Origin of the sequence: Halomonas sp. PAMB 3264 (genome assembly GCF_031954245.1) — a bacterium.
Classification (GTDB): Bacteria; Pseudomonadota; Gammaproteobacteria; order Pseudomonadales; family Halomonadaceae; genus Vreelandella.
Window position 1 is genome coordinate 526,277 of sequence record NZ_CP134866.1, and the last position, 15,978, is coordinate 542,254.

The window sequence follows — 15,978 nt, forward strand, 5'->3', positions numbered from 1 at the left end:
TCAACGTGAAGGGGGCGAGACGCCCCCGGTGGCGGGTCGGTGCCGGCTCAGCGGCTGACTTTCTGCTCGTAGGCTTCGAGAATGGCGCGGAAGTAGTCGCCCTGGGGCATCGAGCGCCCACGGCTGGCCAGCGTCTCTGGCGAGACATCGGCGTAGAGCGCGTCCCACTGCGCCTGGCTCAGCTCGTCTTTCACGTGCTCGGCGTCGATCCCCGGAAACCAGTTGAACTCACCGACGATGCCTTCGGCCTGTACCTCGGGGCTGGTGGCAAGCGCGATGAACTCGGCGGCAAGTTCGGCGTGCTCGGCGCGTTCGGGAATGACGTAGTACATCGGCTGGCCAGGCATGCCGGGTTCGGGCAGCAGCAGGCGGAAATCCGGGTTCAGGCGCCCGTCGGCTTTCCAGGTGTAGTACATGTCCATCCACACCGGGCCCATGCTGATCTCGCCGCGGTTCATGGCATCCAAAGTGCCGGCGTTGCCCGGCGTCATGGTGACATCGGCATTGAACGCGCGAAGCCCCTCGAGCGCATCGCTCCAGCGCGCCTCGGCATTCTCCTGCCAGGGGCCGTTTTGCAGGGTGTCCGCCATGTCGGTGAAGGCGTACATCCAGCCGAACACGAAGCCGACGCCGGCCATGCCGCCGGTGATGCCGTTATAGCCGAACGCGCCCGGGTGCTCGGTCACCCACTCGGCAAGCTCGGCGTAGCTTTGCGGCGGCTCGGCCAACAGCGCCGGGTTGTAGGCCAGCGCGATCTGGCTCTGAAACATCGGCATCACGTAGCCCTCGACGTCCACGCCGAGCGCGTTTTTCGCACTCTCGCCGGTGGCCAGCGCGGCGGTGTCCAGCTCATCGGTGTAGCGGCGCAGCAGACCCTCTTCGACCATCTGCCCGGCCATGCGCTGATGCAGGACGGCGACGTCCACGTCCCAATTTTCGCTGTCGCGCTGAGCGCTGATGGTTTCAAAGATCGCCTGGCTGCCCGCATCGCCTGGGCCGGTGCCGAGGGCGCGCACGGTGACATCCGGGTGGCTCGCCTCGAAGCGCGGGGCGAGGAACTCGTTCACGTAGGCGACCATGTTGTCGTCGCCGGCGGTGAAGACGTTGAGCGTGGTGTCGGCACTCGCCTGGCCGGTCACCGCGGCAAGCGCGAGCGCCAGTGGCGCGATACGAAAGAGGGGCGAGCGAAGGGCGTTTTCACGGGATGTGTTCATGCGGTGTGCTCCTGACGGTGGGCGGTGGATAGATAACGCTGGTGCGTGTCGAAGGGCATCAGCGCCTTCTCGGGAACCTGCAGGGTGACGAAGCGCCCCGGTGGCAGCGGCGCGGCGGCGGTGGCGAAGAGCGTCGTGCCCAGCACATCGACGCTGACCTGATAGCCGTCGCCGGTGTAGACGCACTCGATGACCTGGCCTTGGCGGCGCAGGCCTTGATCGAGTGCGGTCTCGTCGATGCGAGCATCGCGGGTGCGAAAGCCAAGCGTCGCGGCGCCGGCACGCATCAAGGGGTCCTGTGCCGTGCATGCAACGGTGTTGTCCACGCCCAGAAAGCGGGCGGCGTCCAGATCGGCGGGGGCTTCGTAGAGGGTGGCGGGTGGGGCCACCTGAACGATTTGGCCTTCGCGCATCAGCACGATCTGATCGGCCATCTGCAGCGCTTCTTCCTGATCGTGAGTCACCATGACGGTGGTCAGCCCGAGCGATTTCTGCAGGCGTCGAAGCTCCCCGCGCAGGCTTCGCCGAATGGCGGCGTCGAGATTCGAAAGCGGCTCGTCCAGCAGCAGCAGCGGCGGGTCGATGATCAGCGCGCGCCCCAGCGCAATGCGCTGGCGCTGGCCGCCGGAAAGCTGGGTGACCGAGCGTGCCTCGAAGCCACCAAGCGCCAGCCGCTCGAGCATTGCCGCTACCCGGCGCTGGCGCTCGAGGCTTGGCACGCCGCGAAGCTTCAGCGGGTAGGCGAGGTTCTCGCCCACGCTCATGTGCGGCCACAGCGCGTAGGATTGAAACACCATCGCGGTCTCGCGCTTCTCCGGAGCAAGCGCTGCGATCGAACGCGTGCCAAGGCGAATGTCGCCGTCGCTGATCGGCGTGAAGCCGGCGATGGCGCGCAAGAGCGTGGTCTTGCCACAGCCTGACGGCCCCAGAAGACAGGTGAAACTGCCCGGTGCCACGTCGAGCCTGATGCGCTCGAGGATGCGGCGTTGTTTGAGGTCGACCGTCACGTCGCGCAGAGTGAGAGCATTCATCGACACTGGCAGGCTCCTCGCCAAACGGGTATTTTGAAAGCGCGTGCAAAAAAGTGATGAGGCGATCCTAAAACGTCACTGTGACGCTTTGATGTCGCTCGCATGGCGCTGCTTTTTTATCGCGCGCGCTCTTTATCCACGACCAGGCAGAAGGTGCGCCATGACACAGCAAAAGCGCCGCGTGACGGCGGACGACGTGGCGGCGGCGGCGGGGGTCTCTCGCGCCATGGTGTCGCGGGCGTTCACACCCGGGGCGTCGGTGTCGGTGAAAAAGCGCGAACACGTGCTGGGCGTGGCCGCCGCGCTCGGCTATCGGCCTAACCTGATCGCCCGGGGCTTGACCGGGCAGCGCACCGGGCTGGTCGCGGTGGTGGTCGGCAGCGTCTCGAAGCCTTATGAGGCCTGGCTTCTGGAGCACCTGCTGGCGGCGTTGACCGAGCGCGGCTATCAGCCGCTGCTGCTGCCCGCCGGGGGCAACAACATGAGCGAGATGATTCACCACGCGCTCTCCTATCAGGTGGAAGGCGCGATCGTGGCGGCGGGCTCGGTGAGCCCGGACATCGCCACGCTGTGTCGCCGAAGTGGCGCCCCGCTGGTACTGATCGGGCGAGTGCTCGACAACTGTCAGGCCGATGCGGTGTGCTGCGACAACCAGGCCGGCATGGCGGCACTGGTGAACAGGCTCTTGAGCCAGGGGCGCCGGCGTCTGGCTTGGCTTGGCGGGCGCGCGGACGCCTTCTCCCACCAGGAGCGTCTGAGCGGCGCCGAGCGCGCGCTGGCAAGCGCCGGGCATTCGTTCGTGGCCCGCGCCCAGGGCGACTTCTCGCTGGAAAGCGGCGTCCTCGCCGCCACCGAGCTCTTGCGCTCGAAAACCGCTATCGACGCCATCGTCTGCGCCAACGACGCCATGGCCCTGGGAGCGCTCGAAGCCGCCCGGCGGTTGGGTATCGAGGTACCCAGGGCGCTTGCGGTGACCGGCTTTGACGACGTGCCGAGCGCGGCCTTTGGGCTCTGCCCGCTGACGACCGTCACCAATCCGGTAAAAACGACCGCTTCTGAAGCGCTTCGGCTGCTGGAGCGGCGCATGGCCACGCCCGCGGCCGCGGTCAATGTCGTTCGCGTGGCCGGGTCGCTCGTCGTGCGCGACAGCGCCTGACGAAAGGCCCTCGAGCCGTGCGATGAAAAACGCCGGGAACGAGGCTGGGCGCGGTTGACGCCCTGCGAGTTTTCTGGCTGTCAGGCTTTCCAAGCAGGCCGCATTTGCGTAGAATGCGGCCTCTTCATGCGTGGGTGTTGGCAAGCGGGGCGTCGAGTGCGCCGTCCGAGCCTGTCGCCTGGGCGTGAAAAAAGGTACAAAACGGCCTGCTGATAGTATCGCCAGGCGCGCGCTGTATCGCGGAAGTTGTGCCGGAAAATAGTCCGGAAAACAGCATGATGAGTGTTCTGATGGCGATGTCGCCATGCTCCACTCTCGTAACCTCAACCGAAGGATAGTTATCGTATGGTTACCATTCGTTTGGCACGTGGTGGCGCCAAGAAGCGTCCCTTTTACCACCTCACCGTCACCGACTCGCGTAACGCCCGTGATGGCCGTTTCATCGAGCGCATCGGCTTTTTCAACCCGGTAGCCCGTGGTCAGGAAGAGCGTCTGCGCGTCGATCTGGACCGCGTCGTGCATTGGCAAAGCCAGGGCGCACAGCTCTCTGGTCGCGTTGCCGAGCTGGTGAAAGAAGCACGCAAGCAGGCGTAAGCCTGAACGTTCGTCGATGACGAACAGGGATACGGTTCGTAGGATGGCGGTTTTGTGGTAATGCACTGTAGGAGCACGGGCCAATGACGCGTTTAGACGCCGGCCAGACAGACGAGCACGTGGTGCTCGGCAAGCTGACCAGCCCCCACGGGGTAAAGGGTTGGCTCAAGGTATACTCCTACACAAGTCCTATCGACAGTATCCTGCAGTACCCGGAGTGGTGGGTTCGCCAGGGGGATACCCTGACGCGAATGCCGGTCATTCAGGGGCGCCAGCAGGGCAAGGCGCTGGTGGTGCAGCTCGAGGATGTCAACGACCGAACGGCCGCCGAAGCGCTGGCCCAGGCCGAGATCCTGCTGCCCAAGAGCGTGCTGCCGATACTGGCGGATGATGAGTACTACTGGCACGAGCTCGAAGGTTTGAACGTCTTCACTCGGTCAGGCGAGCGCCTGGGGCAGATCAGCTATCTGTTCGAAACCGGCGCCAACGATGTCATCGTCGTACGCGGCGATAGCGAGGCCATCGATAAGCGCGAGCGGCTGCTGCCGTATCTGCCCGATGACGTGGTGCTCGATATCGACCTCGTCGAGGGCCGTATGATCGTCGATTGGGACAGCGAATTTTGAGCGATCCAACGCTTCAGAACGCGCCCTTTGAAAGCGAACGCGGTGAAGAAGCACCCGCCCTGTGGTTTGGCGTGGTATCGCTTTTTCCCGAGATGTTCGACGCGCTCACCGGCCAGGGGGTCGTGGGTCGGGCCGTCGAACGGCGCCAGATCGAACTCGGGTTCTGGAACCCGCGCGACTACGCCACCGACAAGCATCGCAGCGTGGACGACCGACCTTACGGCGGCGGCCCCGGGATGCTGATGAAAGTCGATACGCTGCGCGCATCGATCGCCGATGCAAAAGCTCAGGGGCTTTCGCGGACAGGGCGAGTGCCAAAGGTGATCTATCTTTCGCCCCAGGGACGAAAGCTCGATCAGCCGGGCGTCGAGGCGCTGGTGCAAGGCGGCCCGCTGGTCGTGGTTGCCGGGCGCTACGAAGGTATCGACGAGCGGGTGGTGGAAAGTGACATCGACGAAGAGTGGTCGATCGGCGACTATGTGCTGAGTGGCGGTGAGCTGCCGGCCATGGTACTGATCGACGCAGCGGCAAGGCTGATTCCCGGCGTGCTGGGGCATCAGGACTCCGCCATCGAGGACTCGTTCAACGACGGTCTGTTGGACTGCCCGCACTACACCCGGCCGGAAGTCATCGACGGGAAGCGGGTGCCGGATGTGCTGCTAAGCGGCCATCATGGCGCGATCAAGCGCTGGCGGTTGAAGCAGTCGCTTGGGCGCACCTGGCAGCGTCGGCCCGATCTGTTGGCCGGACGCACCTTGAGCGCCGAGCAGCAGCGTCTGCTTGACGAGTTCATCGAAGAAAACGCCCTGCCCCACGGGTAGGCCAGGGCGGCGGTGCAGGGCTTAACGCACCTGCGTCACCCATAACGACTCCCGCGTGGCTCGTTTCGAGCGCCGGGATCACGGTTTGCCCCTTCCACAACTGCGTGGCAAACCATTACGTTATTCAGGAGTAAGACATGAGCAGCAAGAACAAGGTGATCCAGGCGATCGAAAACGAGCAGATGAGCAAGGAAATTCCGGGCTTTGCACCGGGCGACACCATCGTCGTTCAGGTCAAGGTCAAGGAAGGTACTCGCGAGCGTCTGCAGGCCTTCGAAGGTGTGGTCATCGGCAAGCGTAACCGTGGCCTGAACTCCGCGTTCACCGTGCGTAAGATCTCTCACGGTGTGGGCGTCGAGCGTACCTTCCAGACCTACAGCCCGCTGGTCGACTCCATCGAAGTCAAGCGCCGCGGTGACGTACGTCAGGCCAAGCTCTACTACCTGCGTGAGCGCAGCGGTAAGTCGGCCCGTATCAAGGAAAAGCTGGCGTAATCGCGGCTTTTTGCGGGCGCGTTCGCGCCCGGGTACACAACCCCGTCTCCGCTTTGCGGGGCGGGGTTTTTTTATTGGCTGCGCGCCGGGAGTCTGGCCTTGAACGACATCGATGTGTTTTTGGACGCCCTGTGGCTCGAGCAGGGCGCAAGCGAGCATACGCTGTCGGCCTACCGGCGCGATTTGATCGCCTGGCAGACGTATCTCGAACGCTTCGATGAGACCCTGCTGGCGCCAGACCCCGCGCGCTTTTCCGCCTGGCTCGACGAGCGCCAGCAGGCCGGCTATCAGCTTCGAAGCAACGCCCGGCTTTTGTCGTCGCTTCGAAGCTTCTACCGCTGGGCGCAGCTCGGTGGTCACATCGACCACGACCCGCTGGCCGAGGTGGCGCTGCCCCGGGTGCGCCCGAGCCTGCCCAATACGCTCGAAGAGGAAGAGGTCGACCGGCTGCTGCTCGCCCCGGACACCGCCACCGCGCTCGGGCTTCGCGACCGCGCCATGCTCGAACTCTTGTACGCTTGTGGGCTGCGTGTTTCGGAGCTCGTGGGGCTTTCCAGTGACGCGGTGAACCTGCGCCAGGGCGTGGTGCGGGTGCGCGGCAAGGGCGACAAGGATCGGCTGGTGCCAATGGGCGACGAGGCGGTAGGGTGGCTCGAGGAGTATCTGGCGCGCGGCCGGCCCGCGCTGATGGCGGACGTGACTCGCCCGGCGCTGTTTCCCGGCCGCGGCGGCAACGCCATGACGCGACAAACCTTCTGGCATCGGATTAAAATTCACGCCGTCACGGCCAATATCACCCGCTCTTTATCGCCGCATACGCTGCGCCACGCGTTTGCGACGCATTTATTGAATCATGGGGCCAATTTGCGGGTCGTACAGCTGCTTCTTGGACACAGCGACCTGTCCACGACGCAAATTTACACGCACGTTGCCCAGGCGCGTCTGGAGCAGCTGCACGCCGATCACCATCCACGAGGTTGAATATCATGCGTCAACGCACGACGTTATCATCACGCGCCGGGTCGCGCTCACGGCTTGCGCCGTTTTTGCTGGTGGGCGCGGCGCTTCTGCCCGCCACCGCTCAGGCCGACGCCGAGCGCCTGGCCGAGTCGCTCGAAGTCAACGGCCAGCCCATGCCCGTCGAGGACGTCCTCGAAACGCCCATGGAAGGCATCTACCAGGTGCGTCTGGAAAACGGCGAGTCCTTCTACGCCAACGAAGACGGCAGCTACTTTCTGGTCGGCGATCTTTATCAGAACGCCGAGCAGGGCCTGGTGAACCTGACCGAGCAGGCGAAAAACCAGCAGCGCATGGCCGCGCTCGACGCGGTGCCGGCGTCCGAGCGCTTCGTCTATCGCGGCGTGGACGAGCCCCGGGCGACCGTGGTGGTCTTCACCGACCCGACCTGCCCCTACTGCGAGCGGCTGCACGAAAGCGTGCCGGAGCTCAACGAGCGCGGCATTGCGGTGCACTACCTGGCCTTTCCGCGGGCAGGCATGGACAGCGACGCTGCCAGAACACTGGAGCGCGCCTGGTGCTCGGATAATCGCAGCGAAGCGATGACGCGCGCCCAGAGCCGTGAGAGCGTGAGCGGCGAGATCTGCGACAATCCGGTGGCGGATCAGTACCAGCTCGGCATGCAGCTCGGCGTCACGGGCACGCCGGCGATTATTTTGCCCGATGGGCAGCTGGTGCCGGGATTTGTTCCGCCGGATCGGCTGGTCGGCATGTTAGGCTTGGATGACTGACGTAAACGATTAAAATGCCGCCACGGGTGGCGCACGCCAAACTCAACTATCAAGACGCCGCACCCTAGGGTGCGAAGCTAGAGGGGAAGTATTTTGAAACCGGTAAGAGTAGGCCTTTGTGGTTTGGGAACCGTCGGTGGCGGCACGTTCAACGTTTTGATGCGCAACGCGGATGACATTGCTCGCCGCGCCGGCCGTCCGATCGTGATCGAGCAGGTCGCCCATCGCAGCATTCATCCCGACTGCGACATTACCGGCATCAACGCCACTACCGACGTGTTCGAAGTGGCGACCAACCCCAACGTCGACGTACTCGTCGAGCTGGTCGGCGGCTACGACGTCGCCCGCGAGCTGGTGCTCACCGCCATCGAAAACGGCAAGCACGTGGTCACCGCCAACAAGGCGCTGATCGCCGTGCACGGCAACGAAATCTTCCGCGCCGCGCATGAGAAGGGCGTGATCGTGGCGTTCGAGGCGGCGGTGGCGGGTGGTATCCCGGTGATCAAGTCGCTGCGCGAGGGCCTGGGCGCCAACCGCATCGACTGGGTGGCGGGTATCATCAACGGTACCGGCAACTACATTCTGACCCACATGCGCGACGAAGGGCGGGCATTCGAGGACGTGCTCGCCGAAGCCCAGGCGCTGGGCTACGCCGAAGCCGACCCGACCTTCGATGTGGAAGGCATCGACGCCGCCCACAAGCTGACCATTCTGGCCTCCATTGCCTTTGGCGTGCCGCTTCAGTTCGAGAAAGCCTTCACCGAGGGCATTGCGCGTATCACCGCCGAGGACGTCGAGCAGGCGGACAACCTGGGCTACATCATCAAGCATCTGGGCATCTGCAAGCGCACCGACAAGGGGCTCGAGCTTCGCGTTCACCCCACCCTGATTCCGAAAGAGCGCCTGCTCGCCAACGTGCACGGCGTCAAGAACGCCATCGCCGTGATGGGCGATGCGGTCGGCCCGACGCTTTACTACGGCGCCGGCGCCGGCGCCGAGCCGACCGCCTCGGCGGTGGTCGCGGACATCCTCGATGTCGCCCGCGACATCACCACCGACCATCACTACCGCGTGCCGTATCTCGCCTTCAGCGGCATCGAAGACGATATCAACGATCTGCCCATCATGCCGATGGAGGAGATCACCACGGCCTACTACCTGCGCCTTCTGGCGGTGGACCGCCCCGGCGTGCTGGCACGGGTCGCCACCATTCTGGCCGAGCAGGGCATCTCCATCGAAGCGCTGATTCAGAAAGAGGCCACCGAAGGCGAGCTCGTTCCGATCATCCTGCTGACGCACCGCACCCGGGAGAAGCAGATGAACGAGGCGATTCGCGAAATCGAGGCGATGGCCGATATTGCTGGCCCGGTCACGCGTATCCGCGTGGAGAGCCTGGACGAAGGGGAGTAGTCACATGCGCTATATCAGCACGCGGGGCCAGGCCCCCGCGCTCTCGTTCGAGGAAGTGGTGCTGACCGGCATGGCCAGCGACGGCGGGCTTTATGTGCCGGAAACGCTGCCCACGTTCTCACAGGAAGAGCTGGCGGCGATGGCCGGGCTCTCCTACGCCGAGATCGCCTTTCGCGTCATGAAGCCGTTCGTCGGCGGCGAGATCGACGACGCTACCTTCAAGCGTCTGGTGGAGGAGGCTTACGCCACCTTCAGCCACGACGCGGTGGTGCCGCTCAAGCAGCTCGACGCCAACCACTTTTTGCTCGAACAGTTCCACGGCCCGACGCTGGCGTTCAAGGACGTCGCGCTGCAGCTTCTGGGGCGTCTGCTCGATCACTTCTTGAAAAAGCGCGGCGAGCGCGCGGTGATCATGGGCGCGACCTCCGGGGACACCGGCTCGGCGGCGATCGAGGGCTGTCGCCACTGCGACAATTTGGATATCTTCATTCTGCATCCCCACAAGCGGGTATCCGAGGTGCAACGTCGCCAGATGACCTCGGTGCTGGCCGATAACGTCTTCAATATCGCCATCGAAGGCAATTTCGACGACGCCCAGGCGATGGTCAAGGCGAGCTTCGCCGATCAACACTTTTTGCAGGGCACCCGGCTGGTCGCGGTCAACTCGATCAACTGGGCGCGCATCATGGCCCAGATCGTCTACTACGTGGCCGCCGGCGTCGCGCTCGGCGCGCCGCACCGCGAAGTGAGCTTCTGTGTGCCCTCGGCGAATTTCGGTAACGTGTTTGCGGGCTACACCGCTTACAAGATGGGGTTGCCGGTGAAGCAGTTCATCATCGCCACCAATGCCAACGACATTCTGCACCGTACGCTTGCCGCCAACGACTTCTCCAAAAAGGAGCTCGAAGCGACGCTGGCGCCGTCGATGGACATCGTCGTCTCGTCGAACTTCGAGCGGCTATTGTTCGACGCCTACGAGCGCGACGGCAAGGCGGTCGCGGCACTGCTCGAGCGCTTCCAAAAAGAGCCGACGGCGCTCGCCGAGGCCCCGCTTGCGCGGCTGCGGGAGAAGTTCGCCAGCCACAGCGTGGATGACGCGACCATTCTGGAAGTGATCCGCGAGGCGCATCACCGCACCGGCGAGATGCTCGACCCGCACACCGCGACCGGCTACCGGGCCGCCGAGCGCGAACGCGCCGACAGCCACACACCGGTGATCACGCTGGCCACCGCTCACCCGGCCAAGTTCGCCGAGGCCGTGGTCAAGGCGGGCTTTCAGGGCGTGGCGCTGCCGACCCACATGGACGACCTGCTCGAGCGCGAAGAGCGCTACGCGGTGCTGCCGGCCGAGCTTGAAAGCGTCCAGCAGTTCGTGATCGATCATCGTCGCAAGCACTGATGGTTGATGTGAGCGACGCCATCGCAACGCTTTCGCAAAACGACAGCCGGCCCCGCTTGACGCCTCGTCCGTTGGACGAGGCGGTTTACGCTCGCGCCCAAAAAGAGGGCCTCTCCGAGCTGCAGTCAAGGCTTCTGGCCTCGCGCCTGCCGGGCTACACCGAGCCGCTTGCGCCGCTGGTGTCGCCGAGCCTTCGTTATCTCGCCCATCCGGCGCGTTTGGCCCACGGCAGGCGCGGCGCCGAGCGTATCGCCAAGGCCGTCGCCGAGGGCGAGTCGATCGGCATCCTGACCGACTACGACGTCGACGGTATCACCTCTCACGTGGTGATTCGGCGCACGCTGGTCGAGCTTTTTGGCGTGCCGGAAAAGCGGCTTCACAGCCTGATCGGCCATCGCATCAACGACGGCTACGGTATCAGCCTGCCGCTGGTCGAGCGCACGCTGGCGCTGTCGCCGCGCCCGAGCGTGGTGATTACCGCCGACTGCGGAAGTAGTGACGAGCCGCGGATCGCGCGCTTGAAGGAGGCGGGCATCGACGTGGTGGTGAGCGATCACCACGCGCTGCCCCAGGCGGGGCCGCCGATCTCGGCATACGCCTGTATCAACCCGACGCGCGAGGACTGCGACTATCCGGACAAGACCATCGCCGGCTGCATGGTGGCGTGGCTTTTGATGTCGCTGGCCCGCGGCGTGCTGATCGAGTGGGGCGTTTTGAACGAGGCCACGCCCAAGCTTTCGCCCTGGCTCTCGTACGTGGCGCTGGGGACCGTGGCCGACTGCGTCTCGCTCGGCGCAAGCCCCGCCAACCGCGCGGTGGTCAGCCACGGGCTGACCCTGATCAACCGGATGGACGCCGCCTGCTGGCGCGCCATGGCAGCAAGGCTCGGGGCGGACAGCGTGCCGTTCAACGCCGAGACGCTGGCCTTCCAAATGGGCCCGCGCATCAACGCCCGCTCGCGCCTCGATGACCCCTACGCGGCGCTTCACTATATGCTGGCCGAAAGTGACGCGGTAGCCAATCGCCAGCTCGAGGTGCTGGATCAGGACAACCAGTCGCGCAAGGCGATCGAGGCGGACATGGCCGAAGAGGCCAAGCGCCTGGCGCTGCCGGCGATCGAGGCCGGCGAGCCCGCGGTAGTGGTATTTCTCGAAGACGGCCACGCCGGCGTGCAGGGCATCGTCGCTTCCCGCCTGGTGCAGGCGTACGGGCGCCCGGCGGTGGTACTGACCAAAGCCGCCGCACCCAATATGCTCACCGGCTCCGGGCGCTCCATCGATGGGCTTCATCTGCGCGACGCCCTGCAGCGCACTTTTGAACTTGCCCCCGAGGCGCTGCCGCGCTTTGGCGGGCACAGCGGCGCGGCGGGGGTGGGCTTGGCGCTCGAGCAGCGCGAGGCGTTCAAGGCGGCGTTTCTACAGGCCGTGACCGAGCAACTCGGTAGCGAACCGCGCACCCCGCAGCTTTACACCGACGGCACGCTCGATCCCGCCCAGCTAAATTTGGCGACGCTTGGCGAAATCGATGCGCTGGGCCCGTTTGGCCGCGAGTTCGAGGCGCCGCTGTTTCAGGGCGACTTCATCGTCGAGTCGCTGCGCCCGGTGGGCGGCGACGGCGTGCACCTGATGCTGGAGCTCTCGAGCGGCCCGGTGACCTGCAAGGCGATCTGGTTTCGCGCCCTGACGCCCGGGGAGCTGCCCGCCTTCGGCGTCGGCGATACGCTGACCTGCGCGTTCAAACTCAACCGCAACCGCTGGCGCGGGCGCGAGTCACTGCAGCTGATGGTCGAGCACGCCGAGATCATATAAGCGCCTGGCGACGCGGCCGTAGTATCAACAAGGACATAAAAGGGACGCACTCATGCGCGTGGAAGACCTGCCCCAGGACCCGCATACCCTGGTCGAAGACGCCATCGCGATGCTGCTCGGCACGCTGTTCGTGGCGCTGGGGGTGACGTTCTATACCCACGCGGTCCTGCTCACCGGCAGCACGGCGGGGCTGGCGCTTTTGTTGAACTACATGACCGGCTGGGGCTTCGGCGTCTGGTTCTTCGCCATCAACCTGCCGTTTTACTATCTCGCGATCAAGCGCATGGGCTGGAGTTTTACCCTGCGCACTTTCATTGCCATCGGTCTCGTGTCACTTTTCTCCGAGCTGACCGGCGAGTGGGTGGTCTTCGAGAGCGTACCCACGCTCTACGCCGCGCTGATGGGCGGGGCGCTGATGGGTCTTGGCATGCTGATGCTCTTTCGCCATCGCACGAGCCTGGGTGGCATCAACATCCTCGCGCTCTACCTGCAGCAGCGCCATGGCCTGCGGGCGGGCTACGTGCAGCTTGGCGTCGACTCCGTGATTCTCGCCGTCGCGCTCACCCAGTTGCCGCTGGATCGCGTCGCTTACTCGGTGCTGGGCGCGCTGACGCTCAATCTCATCATCGCGCTCAACCACAAGCCCGGGCGCTATATCGGCGTGAGCTAGGCCGCGCCTGGTTCTCGTAACGGCGGGCCAAAACTTTAGCCCCAGCGGGGGCGATTTCCCCCGGCGCTTTCAACGCTGCGCTGTGTTTTCATGGCGGCATTAAAACCGTGCCTACGAGTTTGAGAAAAGCCGTTCGGCGCGCATTAAAATGCTCGTACGACTAATGGATAGCCCCGAAAATAAATAAAACGAGCGTTTGCCTCTTGAACCCGCGCCCGCATTGGGCGAAAACTAATCACTGGAACACAATAATAAGGCGGGCGAGTCGTAGTGCCTGCCGGATCATTCGAAAACGAGGCTCACTATGCATAACAACGTAAAAAAACTCGCGCTGGTGTCCGCCGTTGCGGCGGCGGCCTTCGCAAGCCAGGCCAACGCCGGGGGCTACCAGATCAACGAGCAGAGCGTCAGCGGCCAAGGTTATGGGCACGCCGGACGCAGCTCCAACGTCAACGACGCCACCATCGTTTACGGCAACCCGGCGGGCATGTCGTTTCTCGACCGCGCGCAGATCACCGCCGGCGGCACGTACCTGAACCCGAAAACCGACATCAGTAACGTTCAGGCCAGCCGCACGCTGGACTCGGGCGTGGCGACCGGCGGCGCACCCAACGGCGTTCAGGTGCCCGTGGGCGGTATCCCCGGTACCAACGAAGGCGACATGGTGCCCGGCACGCTGGTGCCGTTCGCGTTCTACGCGCATCCGGTCAACGAGCGGCTGGCGTTCGGCTTCGGCGTCTACGCCCCGTTTGGCTCCAAGACCGAGTACGAAGGCTCGTTTCAGGGCCGCTACTTCGGTGACTACACCGAAGTGGTCGTGCAGTCGGCGCAGCCGACGGTCTCCTACCGCTTCAACGACCAGTGGTCGGTGGGTGCGGGCGTTACCTACAACAAGGTCGACGGTGAGCTGCGCCGCCAGCTGCCTTCCGGCCCGGCGTTCAGCGCCGCCACCGATATCGACTCGCGCGTCGAAGGCGACGACGAGGCCTGGGGGTATAACCTCGGCGTGATCTATCAGCCGGTCCCGGAGACCACCTTCGGTCTGACCTACCGCTCCAAGGTCGACTACACCCTGGAAGGCGATTTCTCCGCGACCGACCCGCTGGGCAACGTGGTGCGCGCCGACTCAAACGCCTCGCTCGATTTGACCACGCCGGAGACGGTCAACTTCTCGCTGACCCAGCAGATGAGCGACCGACTCAAGCTGATGTTCGGCGCCTCCTGGGTACGCTGGAGCCAGTTCGACGAGATTCGCGTCACCGGCACCGGCGGCGGCGTGATCACTCAGGAGCAGCAGGACTACTCCAACGCCTGGGCGTTCGCCACCGGCGGTGAGTACCAGCTCACCCCCGAGCTTGCGCTGCGCGCGGGCGTCACGCTCGACTTCACGCCGACCAATGACGAGTTCAGAAGCGTGCGCATTCCCTCCGATGACCGGCGCATCTTCTCACTGGGCGCGGGCTGGACGCCGATTCCCGATTTGACGCTGGACGTGGCCTACTCGTACCTGACCGAACGCGGCACTTCCGTCGAGCAGTCGCGCCAGGACCTGCTGGCAAGCCCGGCGACTCGCGGTATCCCGGTGGGCGGGGCGACCTACTCGGCGGACTACAAAAACGAAGCTCATGGCTTTGGCGCGCAGCTGACCTACCGTTTCTAATCGTTGCCTGTTCGCCCATCGAAAACCCGGCTCCGGCCGGGTTTTTGCGTGTGCGGGCAGGGCGGTAGATGCACCCACCCCCCGCTTTCGTTACACTAGGCGCCCATTAATGCATCGGTTTCGTTTGTCGGGTCAGCGGCCTTGCGCCGCCCCCGTGCTCAGCGAGCGCCCCGACCAACGACCACCCCATTTGAGTACCCTGGCGGTACTGATCAGATCAAGGCGCGACCCATGTTGGAAACCAACCCGATTCACACCCAAATCAAGGACCTGTCTGAGCGGACAGACGTTCTTAGGGGGTACCTTTGACTATGCTGAGAAGAAGGATCGGCTAGAAGAGGTCACCCGCGAACTCGAGGACCCGAACGTCTGGAGCGACCCGGAGTACGCCCAGAAACTCGGCAAGGAGCGGGCAACGCTTGAGACCATCGTCGCCACTATCGACGAGCTGGACCAGGGGCTTGGCGATAGCCGGGATCTTCTGGAGCTGGCCGAGATGGAGGAGGACGAGAGCACCGTCGAAGAGGTCAAGCGCGAACTCGACACTATGCAGGCGTCGCTCGAGCGGCTCGAGTTTCGCCGCATGTTCGCCGGCGAGATGGACGAAAACAACGCCTACCTCGACATTCAGTCCGGCTCCGGCGGCACCGAAGCCCAGGACTGGGCGAATATCCTGCTGCGCATGTACCTGCGCTGGGCCGAGCATCACGGCTTCAAGGCCGAGATCATCGAAGCTTCCGCCGGCGAAGTGGCGGGCATCAAGTCGGCCTCGGTGCATATCCAGGGCGATCACGCCTTTGGCTGGCTCAGAACCGAAACCGGCGTTCACCGGCTGGTGCGCAAGAGCCCGTTCGATTCCGGCGGTCGTCGCCACACGTCCTTCGCCTCGGTGTTTTTATCGCCGGAAGTCGACGACAGCTTCGAGGTCGAGATCAACCCGTCGGATCTGCGCGTGGACACCTACCGCTCCAGCGGCGCCGGCGGTCAGCACGTCAACACCACGGACTCGGCGGTGCGGATCACCCACGAGCCGACCGGTATCGTCGTTGCCTGCCAGAACCAGCGCAGCCAGCACGCCAACCGGGACTTCGCCATGAAGCAGCTCAAGGCGAAGCTCTGGGAGCACGAGATGCAAAAGCGCAACGCCGCCAAGCAGGAAGCCGAGGACTCCAAGGCCGACATCGGCTGGGGCAGCCAGATCCGCTCCTACGTGCTCGACGACCAGCGCATCAAGGATCTGCGCACCGGCGTGCAGTCCAGCAACTGCGACAAGGTGCTCGACGGCGATCTGGATCAATTTATCATCGCAAGCCTCAAGCAGGGTTTGTAATCTTTTTTGGGTTCGAT

The 15,978-nt window shown here is 64.5% G+C and carries 15 protein-coding genes; 13 read left to right on the forward strand and 2 right to left on the reverse strand.

The features are described 5' to 3' along the window. Nucleotides 1-47: 47 nt before the first annotated feature. Together RN347_RS02410 and RN347_RS02415 are read right to left on the reverse strand one after the other, a co-directional pair. Nucleotides 48-1,214, reverse strand: coding sequence for an extracellular solute-binding protein (locus RN347_RS02410; RefSeq protein ID WP_311959898.1), 1,167 nt, complete (start codon nt 1,212-1,214; stop codon nt 48-50). Next, nucleotides 1,211-2,245 carry an ABC transporter ATP-binding protein gene (locus tag RN347_RS02415; protein ID WP_311959900.1) on the reverse strand — a complete coding sequence of 345 codons (1,035 nt, stop codon included), beginning with the start codon at nt 2,243-2,245 and terminating at the stop codon, nt 1,211-1,213. The genes RN347_RS02410 and RN347_RS02415 overlap by 4 nt, the downstream gene beginning before the upstream one ends. Before the next feature lie 160 nt (nt 2,246-2,405). Between RN347_RS02415 and RN347_RS02420 the strand changes: the two genes are divergently transcribed. From RN347_RS02420 to prfB, 13 genes are all read left to right on the forward strand, one after another. Beyond that, on the forward strand, nt 2,406-3,401 hold the full coding sequence (locus RN347_RS02420) for a LacI family DNA-binding transcriptional regulator (RefSeq protein WP_311959902.1): 996 nt from the start codon (nt 2,406-2,408) through the stop codon (nt 3,399-3,401). A 345-nt stretch (nt 3,402-3,746) separates the two neighbouring features. Next, a complete protein-coding gene (gene rpsP, locus RN347_RS02425) occupies nt 3,747-3,995 on the forward strand; it encodes a 30S ribosomal protein S16 (RefSeq protein WP_007111767.1) in 249 nt (82 codons plus the stop codon). A gap of 83 nt (nt 3,996-4,078) precedes the next feature. Continuing rightward, nucleotides 4,079-4,621 (forward strand): ribosome maturation factor RimM, encoded by a 543-nt coding sequence (gene rimM / locus RN347_RS02430; RefSeq protein WP_311959919.1) that lies wholly within the window; start codon nt 4,079-4,081, stop codon nt 4,619-4,621. Nucleotides 4,622-4,680: 59 nt separating this feature from the next. Further along, nucleotides 4,681-5,442, forward strand: a complete 762-nt coding sequence (trmD, locus tag RN347_RS02435; RefSeq protein WP_311960811.1) for a tRNA (guanosine(37)-N1)-methyltransferase TrmD — start codon at nt 4,681-4,683, stop codon at nt 5,440-5,442. A gap of 137 nt (nt 5,443-5,579) precedes the next feature. Next, nucleotides 5,580-5,936: a 50S ribosomal protein L19 gene (gene rplS / locus RN347_RS02440; protein ID WP_263585219.1), complete on the forward strand. Its 357-nt coding sequence runs from the start codon at nt 5,580-5,582 to the stop codon at nt 5,934-5,936. A 99-nt stretch (nt 5,937-6,035) separates the two neighbouring features. Continuing rightward, a complete protein-coding gene (gene xerD / locus RN347_RS02445) occupies nt 6,036-6,917 on the forward strand; it encodes a site-specific tyrosine recombinase XerD (RefSeq protein ID WP_311959921.1) in 882 nt (293 codons plus the stop codon). Nucleotides 6,918-6,922: 5 nt separating this feature from the next. After that, the gene (locus tag RN347_RS02450) at nt 6,923-7,684 is read left to right on the forward strand and encodes a DsbC family protein (RefSeq protein ID WP_311959923.1); all 762 of its coding nucleotides are present in this window, start codon (nt 6,923-6,925) and stop codon (nt 7,682-7,684) included. A gap of 93 nt (nt 7,685-7,777) precedes the next feature. Next, on the forward strand, nt 7,778-9,094 hold the full coding sequence (locus RN347_RS02455) for a homoserine dehydrogenase (protein WP_263585216.1): 1,317 nt from the start codon (nt 7,778-7,780) through the stop codon (nt 9,092-9,094). 4 nt (nt 9,095-9,098) lie between these two features. After that, nucleotides 9,099-10,493: a threonine synthase gene (gene thrC / locus RN347_RS02460; protein ID WP_311959926.1), complete on the forward strand. Its 1,395-nt coding sequence runs from the start codon at nt 9,099-9,101 to the stop codon at nt 10,491-10,493. An 8-nt stretch (nt 10,494-10,501) separates the two neighbouring features. Continuing rightward, on the forward strand, nt 10,502-12,301 hold the full coding sequence (locus RN347_RS02465) for a single-stranded-DNA-specific exonuclease RecJ (RefSeq protein ID WP_409365765.1): 1,800 nt from the start codon (nt 10,502-10,504) through the stop codon (nt 12,299-12,301). Between the two features lie 52 nt (nt 12,302-12,353). Continuing rightward, entirely contained in the window at nt 12,354-12,971 is a 618-nt protein-coding gene (locus RN347_RS02470) for a YitT family protein (RefSeq protein ID WP_311959932.1), read from the forward strand. A gap of 304 nt (nt 12,972-13,275) precedes the next feature. Beyond that, a complete protein-coding gene (locus RN347_RS02475; protein WP_263585212.1) occupies nt 13,276-14,631 on the forward strand; it encodes an OmpP1/FadL family transporter in 1,356 nt (451 codons plus the stop codon). A gap of 231 nt (nt 14,632-14,862) precedes the next feature. Beyond that, a protein-coding gene (gene prfB, locus RN347_RS02480) for a peptide chain release factor 2 (protein WP_409335780.1) occupies nt 14,863-15,961 on the forward strand; the annotation gives its coding sequence in 2 pieces (ribosomal slippage) (nt 14,863-14,937 and nt 14,939-15,961; 1,098 coding nt in all). Nucleotides 15,962-15,978: the final 17 nt, after the last annotated feature.